Genomic DNA, 17749 nt, shown 5'->3' on the forward strand with positions numbered 1-17749 from the left:
CGGCAGCGTCAGGCAGGGCGAGGATCGAGACGATGGCCGGGCCTACGACAGCTCTTCTTGCCGCGCCTCTCGCCGGAGCGCCCGCTGCGCGGCATTCACGCCGCACATCCCGTGCGCCCCCGGGCCCGGCGGTGTGGCCGCGGAGCACAGGTAGTGACCCGGCACGCCTACGTCGTAGGGCTGGAGCGTCCTACGCGGACCGAACAGCAGCTGTGTGATGTCCTTCGCGCCGGTCATGATGTTGCCGCCCACATAGTTGGGGTTGTATTCGGCGAATTCCACCGCGCTGCGCACGCTGGTTCCGACTATGCGGTCGCGAAAACCGGGGGCGAAGCGTTCGATCTGGGCGGTGATCTCCGCCGTGGCGTCGCCGGGATAGCCGTGCGGGACATGGGCGTATGCCCAGATCGGATGGATGTCGCCCGCCGAACGTTGCGGATCGGCGAGATATTGCTGCCCCACCAGTACGAAAGGCCGTTCGGGCATGCGACCGCGATGGATCTCGCGTTCGGTGGCGGCTATCTCGGCGAACGTGCCGCCGAGGTGCACCGTCCCCGCCCGGCGCGCCGCCTCCGCCGTCCACGGCACGCCGCCGTGCACCGCGAAGTCAACTTTGCAGACACCAGGGCCGTAACGAAACTTTTGGTACGACTTCCGGATTCGAGACGGCAGGCGGTCGCCGAGGATCTCCGCGACCGCGGTCGGGGCCAGGTCCCACATGGTCAGTTCCGCCGGCGGCAGATCGGACACCGACCGCACCCGCACGCCCGTTTCGATCTTTCCGCCGAGGTCGCCGAGGGCCGCCGCCATGGCGTCGGTGATCCGTTGCGATCCACCCGCGGCGACCGCCCAACCGTAGGCGTGGCCCGCGGTGAGGATGCCCAGGCCGATGCTCGCGCTGAGCGGCCGATGCAGCGGATGAAAGGCATGCGCGGCGACGCCGCCGAACAACCCCCTCGCCTGCTCGGTGCGGAACAGTCCGGCGAGCAGCGTGGCCGGGACCACAGCGGGAATCCCGAACCGCGCCAGCCGCATGGGGTGGCGCGGCACGCGCAGCAGTGGCCGCATGATGTCGGGGCTCATCCGGTCGTAGCCCGCCGCCGTCCGCTCGAACAGCAGTCGCCACACTCGGCCGTCGCCGCCGAGCCCGGCCGCGGTCTCCGCGACCGAGCGCAGCAGCACGCCCGCGGTGCCGTCGTCGAGCGGATGGGCGCAGTCGATCTCCGGCCACGCCCAGGTCAATCCGTAGCGCTCCAGGTCGAGACCGCGCAGGAATGGAGAGCCGACCGCCATCGGGTGGATGGCCGAGCAGTGGTCGTGCAGCAGACCGGGCACGATCGCCGCACCGGTGCGAGTGCCGCCCCCGATCTCGTCGGCGGCCTCCAGCACGGTGACGTCCCAACCGGCTCGGGCCAAGGTGATGGCCGCGGCCAAACCGTTGGGGCCGCCGCCGACCACGACTGCGCTGCTCATGTCGCTCTCCGTCCCTCGTGGCTGACCGTCAGCCGACCGTCTGCGGCGCGAGCACCCGAGTCGATTCCTCCAGCGGCGTCGGCACGGTGTAGCCCGCGCGCCGCCACGTCACCTCGTGCGGGATCGGGCCGTCGGGCAGCCACGGCTGCGCCTCGACCGCGTCGCGCACTCGCCAGGTGCCGCGTTCGACGACGCCGAGCGCCGCGTCGATGACCTGGTACTCCTGGACGCCGCGGTGGATCGGCTGCGATTCCACCCACACCACGATCCATTCTCCCGGGGCGAATCCCACTCGGGACTGCACGGCCTCGATCAGGTCCAGATTGTGCAGGTGACCATCGCCGAAGTTGAACCCGATGAGCGAGTTGCAGCCGAATTCCGCTTCCCGTACGGTCCAGCGATCGATGTCGGGAATGTGGGTGTACAGCAGGGAGAACAGGCCGCGGCCTTGGCTGTGCATCGAGCGCCACGCGATCGTCTGTTGCATGGTGATCTCCGCGACCTCGGGCGGGTAACCCATCGCACGCAGCTGGTCGATCTGGTTCACGGTGGGCCGGTGCGCGATGGTGTTCAGCTTCTCCTCCGCACCGGGCGCGAAGGCCCACAGGGCCGAGGCCCAGTTGCCCGCGTACTGGCGCATCGACGGCAGGAACGACACCAGATCGGGGCGCAGATTACCGAGGATCGGGAAGAACACCAGTGCCGCGACGATCGCCACGGCCAGCCACGGCGAGGAGATGTCGGCCAGACCGTAGCCGCCCCCGTTGGGGAAGCCCAGGAACAGGAAGATGCTCAGGTAGGCGAACAGGACGTTCCACTCCAGCGGCACCGCCAGCGGGAACGTCGAGATGATGAACGCGTGGAAGACCACCATCAGCACCACTCCGGCCAGGGTCAGCCAGTGGTTGGTGGAGAACAGCAACACCAGCGGCGTGACGATCTCGACGGTCGTGCCTCCGACATGGGCCATGAACGAGGCGATCTTCGACGGCCGGATGTCCCTGGGGAAGTCACGGTAGTGCAGCCGCTTGATCCACTTCGCGGGCACGCCCGGGCTGTTGGAGATCATCGGCGGTACCACGTTGGTGAAGTGCTGCCCGAACTTGGACACGCCCGCTCCGATCCAGACCGCGCAGATCAGCAACTTGGCGGCGATGATCATGTCGACGAACGGCAGCGCCGCGAAGAACACCAGTGCGGGCAGGTACTGCTCGCCGCGCGCGGTCAAGAAGATCGTCTTGTCCCGCAAGCCGCACAGTACGTACAGCACGATCGGAGCGACGAGCAGCGCGGGATTCACCAGGCCGGAGGTGTTGTCCGGCAGCGCCGCGCTGAGCGAGGCGCTCGGCACGCCTGGCAGCACGATCGCCGCCAGGAGGCTCCCGAGGAACGCCAGATACAGCAGCACATCTGCCACCGTGCGGGTGTCACCGCCGGTGAACGGCACCCGTCGCCACGGCCGCAGGCGAATCGAGCCGGGGCGGGCGTAGAACATGATTCCGCCGGTCATCGGCTTGAACTTGCCCGCGAGCGGCCCCCACGACCCGGCGATGCCGAGCGCCTCGATCAAGACGGTCCACAGCACCAACTTCTGGTAGACGATCGGCTCGTTCCACCAGGCCGCGACATCCCAGAACGGGCCGACCCCGGAACTCCAGGTCGCCACGGCGACACCGCCCAGCGCCGAGACCAGCAGAACCTTGAGCAGATAGATGGTGTGAATCATCCTCGGCGAGCCGAAACCGAATTCGACCCAATGCAGGGCCAAAGTTCTCATCCGCTCCCGCAACGGCTGATCGAGGAAAGTCGTCACGTCGACGGGCGGGAAATCCGCTGTTTTGAATCCCATTGTTCGGACCTTTCTTATCCGATGAATAAAGCGCATGCGAGGACCCGGCCGAATGCGGTTCGGATCACGAAGTTTCCGCTCACCGCCGAGCGGACTGTTTCTATGCGGTAGTGGCGATCGCGTCGGCGACCAGCGCGCGGAGCTTTCGTTTGTCGATTTTGCCGACCGGATTCCGCGGCAGCGCTTCGGTGAGTTCGATCGACACCGGAACCTTCGCGCGGGCGAGACTTCTCCGGCAGTGCTCTACGAGATCCGCGGCCTCGACCCGAGCGCCGGGCATCGTCACCACATGGGCGACCGGGACCTCGCCGAGGACCGGCTCGGGCGCCCCCACCACCGCGGCTTCCAAAACGGCGGGATGGGCGTGCAGGACGTTCTCGATCTCCTTGGGATAGATGTTCTCGCCACCCCGGATGATCATGTCCTTGATCCGGTCGACCAGCACCAGGTATCCGTCCGGGTCGAAATAGCCGACGTCACCGGTATGCAGCCAGCCGTCGACCACCGTGTGCGCGGTCGCCTCGGGTCGGCCGAGATAGCCTCGCATCACGTTCGCACCCCGGATGACCACTTCCCCGCTCGTCCCGGCGGGCACGACCCGACCGTCGGCATCCATGATCGCCACGGTCTGCCCTGGCAGTGGTCGCCCGACCGTGCCCGGCTTCCGTGGTCCGCCGGGCGGATTCAGCGTCGACGCGCAGGTACCCTCGGACAGTCCATAGCCTTCGACGATCGGAACACCGAAACGCGTTTCGAACCGCGCGATCAGTTCCGCGGGCATCGGCGCGGCTCCGCAGATCGCACGGCGCAACGACGACGTGTCCGGCGCCGAACTCTCCGGCTGCGCGACGAGCATCGCGTAGATCGCCGGAACGCCCGAAAAATAGGTCGGGCGAACACGTTCCACGATGCCGAAGAACGCCGAAGCCGAGAATCGGCCCGCGATGGTGGCCCGGCCACCGGCGAGCAGCGGCGACAGAACGCTCACCACGATCCCGTTGACGTGGAACAGCGGCAGGATCAGCAGGCTGTGGTCGGTGTCGTTCAACGCCAGTGCCCCGAGCAGCATCTCGCACATGGCGGCGATATTGGCGTGGTCGAGCACCACGCCCTTCGGCTGCCCGGTGGTACCACTGGTGTAGATGATCAGCGCCGCGGCGCCGGGATCCACCTGCGCCGGTTCGGGCCCGGCGACCTCGGTGCCCAGCCCGGCCACCTCGGTCACATCCAGCGTCGCACCTCCGCGTCCACCTTCGGTCACGACCACCTTCGCCCGGCAGTCCTCGACCTGATAACGCACCTCCTCGATGGTCGAATCCGGCTTCACGGGGCTGACCGCGGCACCCAGCCGCCATGCCGCGAAAAGAATGACGACGAATTCGAGTCGATTCGACAGTACGACCGCGACGACGTCGCCTTCACGAACGCCATTCGCGTACAGGACGGCGGCGGCCGTACGGACCCGTTTCACGAAAGCCTGATTGTCGAGTTGCTCGCGGTCGTCCGCAATACAGGGGCCGGACGGATTCCATGTCGCCCTGACCTCCGGAATTTCTACAACGTGCTGCACTTATGTCCTCACCTATTTCGGGGTGACGGGGATTACAGTCCAAGTTAGATCGGGTGCGACACCCCGGCTACGGGCCCGCATCCCAGAGTTTTCGGCGGGCTTTGTACCGATGGCACAAAAGAAGGCGGAATGCGTCGGAGCCGCCGCACCGGTTCCGGTACGGTCCCGGCATGAGCGTTGACGTGGACACGACCATCCGCGATGTCGCCGGAAGCGTCAAAGCCGATCTGGACCGGCTGACCACCGAGATGACCGCGATGTTCACCGAGGTGATCCCGGAATTCCGCCACGACGACGAAGTCCGGCGGCTGATGATCGCCAGCACCGCGTCCAACCTCACCGCGATCCTCGACATGCTCCTGCTGAGCATCTCGCGCGACGACATCACCGTGCCGCCCGCCGCCGCCGAGTACGCTCGCCGGTTCGCTCAGCACGGGATGTCCCTGGAGGCCCTGCTGCGTGCGTACCGCCTCGGCGAACACATGTTCATGCAGCAGACCATCGCCGTACTCCGGCGCGCCGAGACACCCGCCGACCTCGCCCTGGCGACCACCAGCCGGGTCGCCGTGCTGGTCAACAGCTACATCGACCAGGTCATCGAAGGCGTCATCGACATCTACGAGAGCGAACGACGCCGCTGGGACGCGCGCTCGGACACCACCCGCGCGGCCCAGATCCGCGCGGTGCTCGACACCGAGAATCTCGACGTGGCCTCCGCGGAGGAGATGTTGTCCGCCTCGCTGCGGGGGTGGCATATGGCCGCCGTCCTCTGGGTTCGCGAACCCGTCGCGTCATCGATCGAGCTGTTGCGCGCCGGAACCTCGGTACTCGCCACCGCGACCGGCAAGCACCCGCTGACGGTCCTGGTCGACGAGCAGAACTGCTGGGCGTGGATATCGTCGGTCGGCAAACCTGCACTGGATGCCGACCGGCTCGAGCGAGACCTCCGCCGCCACCCGGGAATTCGCGTCGCGATCGGCGATCCCGGCGCCGGACTGGCAGGCTTCCGGCAGACCTTCCGCGATGCCCAGCGCGCTCGTGGCCTCGCGTTGCTCGCCGATCCCGCTCGTCCGCTGACCGTGCACTCCCGGGTGGCGCTGGCGAGCCTGCTCATCGACCATCTGCCCGACACGAGAGCGTGGGTCCATCGGGTGCTCGGCGATCTCATGCGCGACGACGAGACCGCCGCTCGTCTGCGCGAGACGGTGCAGACGTATCTGGAGGCCCGCGGCAGCCTCACCGACGCCGCGGCGCGCATGCACGTCCACAAGAACACCGTCCACTACCGGATACGCAGGGCCGAAGAGGTGCTCGGTCATCCGTTGACGGTGAATCGGCTGGAGACCGAAGTCGCCCTGATGCTCTGCGAGCAACTCGGCCTCGGCCGCGTGAAGTGAGCCGGGCCGTCGAGTCACGACCGCTGCCCATGCGCGCCACGGCGATTCGCTGTGGCGTGTGAGCCGCGGCGGCCCGATACTTGGAGCAGGTTGGACCGATTCCGAGGTGGGAGATGAAGGTGATCGGGGTGGGCTCGGACGGACTTGTCGCGGCCGGTGATACCTGGGGTATTTCCGGGCCGCAGTTCCTCGCCGTCTATATACCGCTCGTGCTGGTGGCCCTGTTCGTGGGGATCTGGCTGCGGTCACGGGTGACGGGCGCGGATCCGGAAACCGACACGGTCGCCGCGCCGGGCGCGGAACTGACCTCACCCGAGCTGGGAATGCTCTACGGCGACCAGAACGCCGTACTCGCGGCGATGGCGCGGTTGCGCGGCGTCGACGCGATCGATTCGGGCGCCGCGCCGGTTCGCGCCCTCACCGCGCAGGAGCGTGGGCAGCTGGATCCGTTCACCCTGTCGGTGTACGACCGGCTGGCGGCGGGGCAGCGCAAGACCGTCGGCGCGATCGTCGGCGGGTCGCTCGACGCGCTGCGCACGAGGATGGTCGACCTCGGGTACTTCCCCGGGCCCGGCATGCGCCACGGTCTGCGTGACGCGGGCATGCCTCTTCTCGTCACCGGCGCGCTCGGCGTGGTGCGGATCATCGCGGGCGCTTCGCACGGGAACCCGGTCGGGGTGCTGGTGGTGCTGGTGATCGCGCAGGCGCTCGGCTTTTGGTTGGTGGTACGCAAGCCCCGGCTCACCGCGCTGGGTGTGCGTGCCCGCGACACCGCGTCGGAGCGCAATCGGCATCTGCGGCCGAGCAATTCGCCTTCCTACGCGACCTATGGCGCCGAGAGCGCGGCACTCGCGGCAGCTGTTTTCGGCATCGGCGCGCTCGTCGCGCTCGATCCCGGACTTGCCCAGGCAGTCGCGCCGCCGAGCGCGTCGGGCGGTGGGGACGGCGGGGGCGACAGCGGCGGGGACAGTGGCGGGGACGGAGGCGGATGCGGCGGCGGCTGTGGCGGCGGCTGCGGCGGTTGCGGTGGATGAGCGCCCCGGCCCGCTGCCACCGGACGCGCTCGGTATCGGCTGGCGACCCGAGATCTGCGGGGTGATAGCCGCCTTGGCGGGGCTCGGATTCTGCGAGGTCATCGCGGAGTCGTTACCACGTGACCCCCGCCGCGCCGGGCAGCTCGCCGTCCCCGAGGAACTGGCCGCTCTGCGGGCGCGCGGCGTCGCCGTGGTGCCGCACGGCATCTCGCTGTCGCTCGGCGGCGCGGAGCCGGTCGCGGGCCATCGCGTCGAGCATTTGGCGGCCTGCGCTGCGGCGGTGGCGGCTCCGCTGGTGAGCGAGCATGTCGCTTTCGTCCGCGCGGGCGGCCTGGAGGCAGGTCACCTGCTACCGGTACCGCGGACCCGGGAAGCGCTGGACGCACTCACCCGCAATATCGCCCGGACCGAGGCGGCGCTCGACGTCCCGCTCGCGGTGGAGAACATCGCGACGCTGTTCGACTGGCCCGACGACGAATACACCGAAGCGGAGTTCCTGTCCGAACTCGTCGAACGCACCGGGGTATGGCTGCTGCTCGATCTCGCGAACGTCTACGCGAACGCCCGCAACCGCGGTCGCGACCCGCTCGCCGAGCTCCTTCGCCTGCCCGCCGAACGCGTGGCGTATTGCCACGTCGCGGGCGGGCACGAATCCGGCGGCCGCTATCACGACACGCACACCGACCCGGTTCCCGGCGAAGTTCTCGCGCTCGTTGCGGAATACACCGCGCATCGTTCGGCGCCGATCATGCTCGAGCGCGACGGCAACTATCCGCGCGCGGCCGAATTGCTCGATGAGCTGGACGCCATCGCGGCCGCCGTCGACCGGCCGCCGATCACCGCGGGCGCCAGGGCGGTACTGGCGTGAGCGCCGCGTCCCGACCGGCGTGGCCGCCTGACGACGCGACGCTGGCCCAGCGGCAAGCAGCGCTGGTGCGTGCGCTCGTCGCGGGAGCCACGGTGCCGCCCGGATTCGATGCCGAGGCCGTCGGCGCCGCGGCGGAGACCCTGTTGCGCAAGCGCGCCGGCGAGGTGGCACGCCGTTTCCCGCTGCTGGTGCACGCGTGCGAGGGTGACTTCACCGCCCGTTTCACGGCATGGGCACGGAATCATCCGAAGACGACCACCTCCGCCGACGCCGCCGCCTTCGCGACCGCCACCGGTGTCGACTGGAGGCCCACACCTCGCCGCCCGGTGATAACGCGCTGGTTGCGCCGGTGACGCGGACAGGCCTGCCCTGAGTTCGGACCGGCCCGGCCTACGAGCGGCGCGCTTCGACCGCGACCACGGGGTCGGCGGCATCGCGACGCTCCTCGAGCCACACACTGATCGCCACCGTCACATACGCAGCGACGGTCGCCATCCCCGGCAGCATCAGCATGAGCATGAGAAACGAAAGCATCGAAGACACAAGCCCTCCCGGACAACGCGATGGAAACTGGCGCACCGGTGCGCTGTACTGCGTCACCGTCACGCCCGGCATACCCACGACCGGAGGTCCAATCTCGACCGGGCAGCCCGAGATGGTGTGATAGATATCACACTAGCGATCTGCCACGTCGCCTGTCGAACGACCGGGACAATCGGCGCTCCGCCGCAACCGTGGTAGACCGGTCACCATGCGGTTGCTCATCATCTCCGATACGCACGTGCCCAAGCGTGCGCGGGATCTGCCGGAGTTGCTCTGGCGCGCGGTCGACGCCGCCGACGTGGTCGTGCACGCGGGCGACTGGGTGGAGGCCGCCTTGCTGGACCGCCTGGAGGCACGTAGCGCGCGCCTCGTCGGCGTGTACGGCAACAATGACGGTCCGGAGCTGCGTGCGCGGCTGCCCGAGGTCGCCCGTGCCGAACTCGACGGACTCCGGCTGGCGGTGGTACACGAAACCGGATCCGCGAAGGGCCGGGAGGAACGCTGTGCCCGGAACTTCCCGGATACCGACGTACTCGTCTTCGGCCACAGCCACATTCCGTGGGACAGCGTCGCGGACAGCGGGTTGCGCTTGCTCAATCCCGGCTCGCCGACCGACCGCCGCCGCCAACCGGAACACACCTATCTCACCGCGCGAATACAATCCGGGCGGCTGAGCAGGGTAACGCTGCACACCGTCCCGAACCGCTGACCTCTCGGCGCACCGCACTCCGATCGCCGGCTTCCCACGGTGCGCACTCGCCTCAGCGTCTGGTCGCGGTCAGCACTTCCAGGGTCACCCGTTCGATGAAACATCCGCCCGGGTCGATCGCCAGCGATGTGTCGGTGACCAGCTGTTCGAAAGCGGTCCGCCGGTCACCGAGAAGCATCCGATGGAACGACCGGCCCATGGTCACGAGGGCCGGAAGCGGCCGAGCCCAGCGGGTAGATCCGCCGAACCGCCTTGCGTCCACGCGACGTTCGCAATCCCGGCGGCTTCCGCACGGCGGGTGGCTTCGACGAGCACCGTGGGTTCGGGGATCCATGCCCACCGCGTCGGCCATGTGCCGCGCGAGCGGGACGGTGAGTTGGCCTGTGCCGCAGCCCAGATCGAGGAGGCGTCCGGCGCCGTCGAGACGCAGGCGCCGGACGAGCTCATCGAAGAACCGCCGCGGAGAGTCCGGCCGGTAGCGTGCGTAGTGCCAAGTGGCTCCGGCGAACAGGTCGTCTGTGACCCCGTCGGCGGTTTCGGTCATGATCGGCCCCCCTTCGTCCCGGAACTCGTCCGGGACCGACACGGAAACTCGATAGTAACCTCAGTCGCCGCGGTCGCCCGCCAGCGCCAGATGACGATCGGTGGCGGTCTCGGTGATCGCGGTGGAGATCTTGGGCAGGGCGTAGGGGTGGTTGCGGCCGAGCCAGTCGAGCATTTCCTCGCGGACCGCGCAGCGCAGGTTCCACACGTCGTCGGCGTCGGCGGCCGACATCGTCGCGCGCACCACGATGTTCGTCGGCGTGCTGTCGGTGACCTGCAGACCCCAGGCGCGACCGTCCCAATCCGCGCGCGTTCGCAAATACTCCTGCAAGTGCTCACGCAAGAGCGGCACCGGTGTGCTGTGGTCCAGGTACAGGAAAACCGTCCCGGTGATCTGCGGCCCGCCACGCGACCAGTTCTCGTACGGCTTGTTGTTGAAGTAGGAGACCGGCATGGTCAGCCTGCGGTCGTCCCAGATCCGGACGGTGAGGAACGCGAGGGTGATCTCCTCTACGATGCCCCACTCTCCCTCCACCACAACGGTGTCCCCGATCTTGACCGAGTCCCCGAACGCGATCTGCAATCCGGCGATCAGGTTGCTCAGTGTCGACTGGGCGGCGACACCGGCGATGATGCCGATCACCCCCGCCGAGGCCAGCAGCGAGGTGCCCAGGGTCCGCAGGCTCGGCACCAGCAGCAGGATCACGACGGCGGCGGTCGTGACCACCAGCACCGAGGTGACGATCCGGCGGACCAGGCCGAGCTGGGTGCGCAGTTGCCGCACCCGCGTGATGTCCTGGGTGCGCCGGGCATACGAGCGCAGGGTGTTCTCCGCGACCGCGTCGGCGGCACGGATGACGCTCCATGCCGCTGCCATGATCGCCGCCGTCACCAGGACGGTCCCGATCATCGCGTCCTGGCGCAGATCCAGGTGGGCCAACGGGTAGGTGGCGTGCAAGGCCATCGCGCCGAGCAGCACCTGGATCGGTAGCTGCACCCGGCGCAACAGGGTGGGAAGCTGGTTGCCCGGACGTCGGCGGGCGCTGTAACGCAGTAAGCGATCGATCAGCAGACCGGCCGTCACGGTGATGGCCACCGTGCCGAGAACCACGATGAGCGGCCGTAGTATTTCCTCCAACGGATCGAACTCCTTCTGAATGCAATGCGATGCTTCGATTCCGGCTCCGGTGAAGCGGCCCTTCAGCCGGGCCGAGACGGTGTCTTACAGGAGCGCCAGCGCGATGGTGAGCACCGTCAGCACCAGAACCCATGCCGCGATGGTCCATTCGACGGGAAGCTCCGTGCCGGGATAGCCGCTGCCGGCGCGTCGGGTGCGATACTGCGAGCGCGAGGCCGAGATGGACATGACATCCTCCTTCGGTCGATTGCGTCTTTCGGGCGCATACCCGGTTTCTCTGTCGATCTTCGCCACGCCCGTTGTGGCGAATGCCACCCGCGGCGTGCGCTTCGAGCGCAAGCCGCTGTCCGGCAGGGATTCTCGGCCCGCGGTGGAGCCGACCAACGCGTTATTGCCGACCGGAACGGCTGCCGTAATGCAGGTCGTCCAGGGAGAGGGGCGGAACGTACCGGGTCACCAGCGTGCGGTCCCACCACGCTCGGGTGCGAGCCAATTCGCGAGGTGTGGTGAAGCGGTAGAGATACAGTTGCGCCCGGACGAAGCGCGGGGCGGCCTGCGGGAACGGATTGTTCTGTAGCAGTCGCAGCGTGGCCGCGTCGTTTTCCAGCAGTCGTATCAAGAAGGCGCCCAGCCACGACTGCGCGTAACGCGGTGAGGCGGCGGCGAACCACATGAGCCAGTCCAGCCGCAGATGGTACGGGGCCCATTGGCGCGGTAGCCGGCGCGGATCACCGGGCTTGCCCTTGAACTCGTATTCCTTCCACCGCGTCCGGTCGGTGACGGCCGGCTCGTCGGTGCCTTCCACGACCACCTCGTAACGGGTGCGGCCGATACTGCCGAAGGCTCCGTAGGTGTTGACCAAGTGATAGGGGTCGAAAGACCGGTTCATGGCCTGATGACTCGAGATCAGATTGCGGGCGGGACGGTAACTCAGGAAGACCACCAACGCGGCGAACGCGATGACCAGGCCGGTGAACCAAGCCGGCGGTCCCGGCAGCGAGGGCGCCGTGGGCACCGGGAGGACCGACGAGGCCGCGGACCCGCTCACGGCGCCGCACGCGAGAACGATCGTCAGCCAGTTCAGCCAGGCGAAATTGCCCGACAGCACCAGCCACAGCTGGGTGATTACCACGACCGCCGCAGCGATACTCGCCACCGGCTGCGGCGCGAACAACCCGAAGGGCACGACGAGCTGCGCGAAGTGGTTGCCCAGTACCTCCGCCCGGTGCAGCGGCTTGGGCAAATGGTGGAAGAACCAGCTCAGCGGCCCCGGCATCGGCTGCGTCTCGTGGTGGTAATACAGGCAGGTCAGATCGCGCCAGCACCGGTCACCGCGCAGTTTGATCAGTCCGGCGCCGAACTCCACCCGGAACAGCAACCAGCGGGCGAGCCACAGCACCAGCACCGGCGGCGCGGTGCGGTCGTTGCCGAGGAAGATCACCAGGAACCCGCATTCCAGCAGTAGTGACTCCCACCCGAACGCGTACCAGTCCTGCCCCACGTTGACGATCGACAGGTAGAGCACCCACAACAGCGCCCACATCAGCATCGCTGCCCATAGCGGCACCAGATCGGCGGCGCCGGCCACCATCGCCGCGGCCAACGCCGCACCGAACCAGGACACGACGGCGAAGAACCGGTCGGAGTAGTGGGCATGGAAAATGCTCGGCGTGCGCCGGAAGGAGCGCCGGGCCAGCCAGCGCGGCACGGGCAGCATGCCGTGCTCCCCGATCAGCGCCCGGAATTGGCGGGCGGCGACCACGAAGCCGATCAGGTAGACGGCTGCGACACCGCGAGTCAGCAGCTGCCTGCTCAACCAATATTCGGATGCGGTGAACCAGTCCATGCCCGCAACTCCTCCGACCGCGGACCTTCGTTCCCATCCGGGCGCATACCCGGCCCGGCGGCAGGGAAACCGCTACTACATCGGGTACAGGCTGTGCTTGCGCGGGTTGTGTTCGGCAGCCGCCTCTTTTTCCCGCAGGAGCTGCAGCGCGTGCCGTATTTCCAGCCGGGTCCGGGAAGGTTCGATGACGGCGTCGATGTATCCGCGTTCCGCCGCGATCCACGGCGTCGCCACGGTAGCGTTGTACTGGTCGATCATGAACTCTCGTACGGCCGCGCGCTGTTCCTCCGGCACTTGTGACAGCTGACGCCTGCCCGCGATGTCGACCGCGCTCTCCGCACCGATCACCGCGATGCGGGCGGTGGGCCAGGCGAAGCTGATGTCGGCGCCGAGTTGCTTGCATGCCATGAAGCCGTACGCGCCGCCGTAGGACTTGCGCACCACCACGTTGATGATGGGCACGGTCGCCTCGATGATCGCGCGGAACACGCGACCGCCGCGGACGATGACACCGTTGCGCTCCTCCTCCACACCGGGGAGCACGCCGGGAGTGTCGACCACGAACACCAAGGGAATGCCGAAGGCATTGCACAGCCGGATGAAATGCGTTGCCTTGTCGGAGCATTTCGCGTCGACCGCGCCGCCGAGAACCAGCGGCTGGTTGGCGACGACACCTACGCTGCGGCCGTCCACCCGCGTGAAGCCGGTGATCAGATTCGCCGCGGTGGCCGAACGGATCTCGTGGAAATCGCCGTCGTCGAAGATGCGCAGCAGGATCTCGTGCATGTCGTATCCCTCGCGGTCGGAGTCCGGGATGATCGACTCGAGCTCGAGATCGGTGGGGGTGATCTCGGGTTCCAGGCCCGGGTTCACGATCGGAGCCTCCTCCAGGCAGCTCGACGGCAGGTAACTCAGGTATTTGCGGGCCCAGTCGAACGCCTCCTGCTCGGTGGCGGTCACGTGATGGATCGTGCCGTTGCGCGCCTGCACGTGGGCGCCGCCCAACTCCTCCGCGGTCACGTCCTCGCCGGTCACCGTTTTGATCACCTCGGGTCCGGTGACGAACATGTAGGAGTTCTCGGTCGCGACGAGCACGTCGGTGTTCACCGGGCCGTACACCGAACCGGCGGCGCACTTGCCGAGCATGATGGAGACCTGCGGAACGAACCCGGACAGCCGTTCCTGGCGCCGGCTCATGTGCGCGAACCAGGCCAGCGAAGTCACCGCGTCCTGGATCCGGGCGCCACCGGAATCGTTGATCGCCACCACCGGGCACGCCTTCTCGAAGGCGAACTTCAGGATGTGGGCGACCTTCCGGCCGAACATCTCGCCGACCGAGCCGCCGTAGACCGTCTGGTCGTGCGCGATGACCACGACCGGCCGTCCGTCGATGCGACCGTGCCCGGTGACCACTCCGTCGCCGTACTTCGCGTCCGGCGCTCCCGGCGTGCGCGCGAGTGCGCCGATCTCGACGAACGTTCCCGGGTCGAGCAGCGATCGCACCCGCTCGCGGGCACTGGGGATGCCTTTGTTCTGTCGTTTCGCGATGCCGGACGCACCGGCAGGTTCCTCGGCGATCGCGAGGGTGCCCCGCAACTGCTCCAACTTCTCGCGCGTGCCGACCATCCGAAACTGCCTCTCGACCTCACTGGCTGTTGCGCAGACGATAGGGGGCTGGACGGCGAACGCCGTGGCGCCGAGGGGATTACTGGGTAGCTCACAACGCGCGGACGGCCGCGTTGGCACGGTGCCCTATGGATCGGCCCGGCATCGCGTGGGCAATCTCCGCACATGATCCGACCGCATCCCAGACTTCCCTTGCGAGCTGGCAGGATTCGGTGCATGAGTTTCACCGGGGACGATGTCCGGGCCTTCGCGCTGTCACTACCGGAGACATCCGAACAATTCACTTGGGGGATGCCGACCTTCCGGGTCGCGGGCAAGCTGTTCCTCACCCTTCCCGAGTCCGAGACCTCGATGGCGGTCCGCTGCCCCATCGCCGACCGCGACGAACTCGTCGTCGCCGAACCGGACAAGTTCTGGATCGCCGCGCACGAAGCAGGCAACGCCTGGGTCCGTGCGCGGCTGACCGCCCTCGACGACCGGGAGGAACTCGAAGCCATCGTGCAGGACTCGTGGCGGCAGGCCGCGCCACGGCATCTGTTCGACGACGCCGGGTGACCTGCTCGACGCCCCGGCGTCAGCGTGCGCGGCGGCGGCGTGGCCGTGGCGCGAGTTTCAGGCCGAAGAGCAGATCGGTATTCCGGACCGGTGTGGATTGTTCGGACTTCCGGAGCAGTCCGGCTTCGCGGATCCAGCTGTGATGCCAGTGGTACAGATCCGGCAGCGTAACCTCGCACGCCGCGGCGAGCCTGCGGAGGCGGAAACCGGCTCCGCCGATGGCGCCGGCGAACAGCTTGGTGTTCGGTGTGGGGCGTGATTCCTGGTGGATGCGGGCTTCGTACAGCAGAGGGCGCGCCGACGGCGGAATCACCCACACGTACAGGTCCGGAGCGTGGGTGTAACCGATCGGGCCGTTGAAGATCAGCGCGTCCGCGGCGAGTGCGACGCAGGGGATCGCGTTGAGTTCCATCGCGGTGGCGCCGGTGAAGAGCGCGGTGACGATCGCCGCCGCGTCCACCGGATCGGCGGTCCTGGCCCGGACCCGGGCGACCAGGTCGTCGTCGATCGGAACCGTCGTCAGCCCCGGCCCGACCGAGTAGGCCAGGTCCGGCGGCAGATCCAGGCGCATTCCGTGCAACAGGAACGCCGCTTGCGCGCCGCGCAGGCGCGTGATCGTGTGCCCGCGGCTGGGGCTGTCGGCGACGAGGCCGCCGAGGAATCGGTACAGGCTCAGAATGTCGTTCCACTCGTCCACCAGACCGGCGCCTTGCTGGAAGCGGTCCGGCACGCTGAGGCGAGGTTGCAGCACCGAGAGCATGTATTCGGCCAGGCCGGCCCCGCGCGGTCCCAGCCAGCTGCCGACGCCGTTCTGGTTCAGGTCGTGCCTGCACGGTCGCCCGGTGTGTTCGGCCAGCCACCGGCAGGCCAGCTGGATCCCGTCGGCGTAGACGGCGTCGATGCGCGCGAATTCTTCCGACGGCAGGCTCCGGTAGGCATCGGCCCGGAAAGTGGTGACGTCCCCGTCGGAGATCTGCGGAAGCAGCCCGCCTCCGGCCGCTTCGGGAAGCGTGATGATGCGGGACTGCCGGTGGTTGCTCTCCCCATACCCCACGTGCCTGGTCGGTGGCTCAGGGCCATCGATCCGGGTGGTCGGCGGATCAGGGACATCTATGCGCGTGGTCGGCGGGTCGGGAACATCGACACGTGTGGTGGGCGGGTCGGGAACATCGACGTGGGCGGTCGGAGGGTCGGGGACATCGATGCGTCTGGTGGGCGCGGACGCACTGCGGCGGTCCTCCAGCCACCGCCACAGGTCCTCCTCCGGCACGCCCAGCCGCTGCGAACTCGATCGCACCTGGTCGGCGGAAAGTTCGTTGTGTTCGTCGAGCTGAGCCAACCTCTCCAGCTCGGACGGACGCAGCGTGGGCACGCTTGCGTCGGCCACAGCCACAACCTCCCGGATTACTGAACCCGGTGCATCACATGGGTTCGCGACATCAGTTGCAGAGCATTCGATCACGTACCCGCCGGTAATGCGGGGAAATCAACCGAGTTTCGGATGTTGTCTACGTCACCGACAACTTCTCCCGCTAGCGAAATCGTCGCGTGCGGAATGCATTCTGCCTAGTCATCATGTCTGTGGGTAGCCGCGACGGAAACACGTGAACGATGCCGACATCCGGAAAACCTGTGTTGTCCTGTCTACAGCGCTGGACACCGCCATTTCGGCATACGCCCGATCGCGACGGCGTCGGCACGGGAACCCCGCGCCACTCCTGCGCACGCCACGACCACCAGGCCGATACCCGACCACTGCGCCGCCCGCATCTGCGCGCCGAGCAACGGCAGCCCGACGCCCGCGGCCACCACGGGCTCCGAACTCATCATGACGCCGAACACCGCGGGCGTGATCCGGCGCACGGCCGCCATCTCGACGGCATGCGGCAGCAGCGACGAGTGCACGGCCGACGCCGCCTCGGCCGCCAAGCCGCCACAGCAGCACGGCGGACACGTCCGCGAGCATGATCCGGCCGCACGCGACCGTTACCGGCGACGCGAGTGTGAACAGGTGCTCGGCGATGACCGCGCCGAGCTGGATGCCGACCATCGCGGCGACCACGAGCACCGGGGTGGGCACACCTCCGCGCGGCGGGACCAGCCGCGGCGCGAATCGTAGGCCAGCGGACTGATGACCACGTGGTACTCCGTTCCTGAACACCCCTTCGCATGGGGCGGCGCGCGTTGCCGGACGCCGGCGGATCCGCTGCACGACCCGACTCGGCGCGTCGATTGATCTGTGGCAGAAAGGTTGTCGGCTGCGTCAGCGCCGAACAGACATGGACACGCACCGGTCCGGCAGCCGCGCTGGGACGTAACGAGCCGACGGCTCCGAATTTGCGGTCGCCGCAGATATCCGTCGAATTGCGCGGCGAGAGCCGAACAAACCGGACAAAAGTGACCGGCTTCGGTGATTTGTGCGCTGCGCGCACCCCTGCTGCACAGCCGAGAACGTAAATGCGCCGAGCAACGAACAGTGAGCCGAGCGATTGCCGGAATCCAGAAACACTGTTGCGAAATGCATCCCGCGCTGTGGACTGCGGCACAAGGTACAGCGGTGATCGGTCAATGCGCCCTTCGTCCACCCACCGGCGGCAG

18 protein-coding genes are annotated in these 17749 nt (G+C 67.9%); 7 read left to right on the forward strand and 11 right to left on the reverse strand.

Annotated features, from left to right (window positions below):
• Nucleotides 1–42 precede the first annotated feature (42 nt).
• The 3 genes from ACWEH3_RS10370 to ACWEH3_RS10380 form a co-directional block, all read right to left on the reverse strand.
• Nucleotides 43–1473, reverse strand: a complete 1431-nt coding sequence (locus tag ACWEH3_RS10370) for a phytoene desaturase family protein (RefSeq protein WP_450018910.1) — start codon at nt 1471–1473, stop codon at nt 43–45.
• Nucleotides 1474–1501: 28 nt separating this feature from the next.
• Nucleotides 1502–3322 (reverse strand): DUF3556 domain-containing protein, encoded by a 1821-nt coding sequence (locus tag ACWEH3_RS10375; protein ID WP_450018908.1) that lies wholly within the window; start codon nt 3320–3322, stop codon nt 1502–1504.
• A 100-nt stretch (nt 3323–3422) separates the two neighbouring features.
• Complete coding sequence (locus ACWEH3_RS10380; RefSeq protein ID WP_450018906.1) at nt 3423–4892, reverse strand: class I adenylate-forming enzyme family protein; 1470 nt, start codon at nt 4890–4892, stop codon at nt 3423–3425.
• Between the two features lie 170 nt (nt 4893–5062).
• On the opposite strand from ACWEH3_RS10380, the gene ACWEH3_RS10385 reads away from it, so the two are divergent.
• The 4 genes from ACWEH3_RS10385 (at nt 5063) to ACWEH3_RS10400 (ending at nt 8544) form a co-directional block, all read left to right on the forward strand.
• Nucleotides 5063–6289, forward strand: a complete 1227-nt coding sequence (locus ACWEH3_RS10385; protein WP_450018904.1) for a PucR family transcriptional regulator — start codon at nt 5063–5065, stop codon at nt 6287–6289.
• A gap of 113 nt (nt 6290–6402) precedes the next feature.
• Nucleotides 6403–7323, forward strand: a complete 921-nt coding sequence (locus ACWEH3_RS10390; protein WP_450018902.1) for a TIGR04222 domain-containing membrane protein — start codon at nt 6403–6405, stop codon at nt 7321–7323.
• A gap of 13 nt (nt 7324–7336) precedes the next feature.
• Entirely contained in the window at nt 7337–8191 is an 855-nt protein-coding gene (locus tag ACWEH3_RS10395) for a DUF692 domain-containing protein (RefSeq protein ID WP_450019025.1), read from the forward strand.
• Entirely contained in the window at nt 8188–8544 is a 357-nt protein-coding gene (locus ACWEH3_RS10400; RefSeq protein ID WP_450018900.1) for a hypothetical protein, read from the forward strand. The genes ACWEH3_RS10395 and ACWEH3_RS10400 overlap by 4 nt, the downstream gene beginning before the upstream one ends.
• 37 nt (nt 8545–8581) lie before the next feature.
• On the opposite strand, the gene ACWEH3_RS10405 is transcribed toward ACWEH3_RS10400, so the two are convergent.
• Complete coding sequence (locus ACWEH3_RS10405) at nt 8582–8806, reverse strand: hypothetical protein (RefSeq protein ID WP_450018898.1); 225 nt, start codon at nt 8804–8806, stop codon at nt 8582–8584.
• 136 nt (nt 8807–8942) lie between these two features.
• Here ACWEH3_RS10405 and ACWEH3_RS10410 point away from each other — a divergent pair, with 136 nt between their 5' ends.
• Nucleotides 8943–9443 carry a metallophosphoesterase family protein gene (locus ACWEH3_RS10410; RefSeq protein WP_450018896.1) on the forward strand — a complete coding sequence of 167 codons (501 nt, stop codon included), beginning with the start codon at nt 8943–8945 and terminating at the stop codon, nt 9441–9443.
• Nucleotides 9444–9495: 52 nt separating this feature from the next.
• Here ACWEH3_RS10410 and ACWEH3_RS10415 read toward each other — a convergent pair whose 3' ends face one another.
• The 5 genes from ACWEH3_RS10415 to ACWEH3_RS10435 all read right to left on the reverse strand — a co-directional run bounded on the left by ACWEH3_RS10415 (nt 9496) and on the right by ACWEH3_RS10435 (nt 14596).
• Nucleotides 9496–9987 carry a methyltransferase domain-containing protein gene (locus ACWEH3_RS10415; protein ID WP_450018894.1) on the reverse strand — a complete coding sequence of 164 codons (492 nt, stop codon included), beginning with the start codon at nt 9985–9987 and terminating at the stop codon, nt 9496–9498.
• Between the two features lie 60 nt (nt 9988–10047).
• On the reverse strand, nt 10048–11124 hold the full coding sequence (locus tag ACWEH3_RS10420) for a mechanosensitive ion channel family protein (RefSeq protein ID WP_450018892.1): 1077 nt from the start codon (nt 11122–11124) through the stop codon (nt 10048–10050).
• A gap of 84 nt (nt 11125–11208) precedes the next feature.
• Nucleotides 11209–11352 carry a hypothetical protein gene (locus tag ACWEH3_RS10425; RefSeq protein ID WP_450018890.1) on the reverse strand — a complete coding sequence of 48 codons (144 nt, stop codon included), beginning with the start codon at nt 11350–11352 and terminating at the stop codon, nt 11209–11211.
• A 160-nt stretch (nt 11353–11512) separates the two neighbouring features.
• Entirely contained in the window at nt 11513–12970 is a 1458-nt protein-coding gene (locus ACWEH3_RS10430) for a lipase maturation factor family protein (RefSeq protein WP_450018888.1), read from the reverse strand.
• Nucleotides 12971–13045: 75 nt separating this feature from the next.
• Entirely contained in the window at nt 13046–14596 is a 1551-nt protein-coding gene (locus tag ACWEH3_RS10435; protein WP_450018886.1) for an acyl-CoA carboxylase subunit beta, read from the reverse strand.
• A gap of 216 nt (nt 14597–14812) precedes the next feature.
• Between ACWEH3_RS10435 and ACWEH3_RS10440 the strand changes: the two genes are divergently transcribed.
• Nucleotides 14813–15151 (forward strand): MmcQ/YjbR family DNA-binding protein, encoded by a 339-nt coding sequence (locus ACWEH3_RS10440; protein WP_450018884.1) that lies wholly within the window; start codon nt 14813–14815, stop codon nt 15149–15151.
• 19 nt (nt 15152–15170) lie between these two features.
• Here ACWEH3_RS10440 and ACWEH3_RS10445 read toward each other — a convergent pair whose 3' ends face one another.
• Nucleotides 15171–16538: a hypothetical protein gene (locus tag ACWEH3_RS10445; RefSeq protein ID WP_450018882.1), complete on the reverse strand. Its 1368-nt coding sequence runs from the start codon at nt 16536–16538 to the stop codon at nt 15171–15173.
• A gap of 257 nt (nt 16539–16795) precedes the next feature.
• Nucleotides 16796–16981 carry a hypothetical protein gene (locus ACWEH3_RS10450; protein ID WP_450018880.1) on the reverse strand — a complete coding sequence of 62 codons (186 nt, stop codon included), beginning with the start codon at nt 16979–16981 and terminating at the stop codon, nt 16796–16798.
• Between ACWEH3_RS10450 and ACWEH3_RS10455 the strand changes: the two genes are divergently transcribed.
• The gene (locus ACWEH3_RS10455) at nt 16980–17270 is read left to right on the forward strand and encodes a hypothetical protein (protein ID WP_450018878.1); all 291 of its coding nucleotides are present in this window, start codon (nt 16980–16982) and stop codon (nt 17268–17270) included. The two genes, ACWEH3_RS10450 and ACWEH3_RS10455, sit on opposite strands and share 2 nt — an antisense overlap.
• The last annotated feature ends 479 nt before the right edge of the window (nt 17271–17749 follow it).

The organism is Nocardia sp. NPDC004718 (assembly GCF_053601535.1).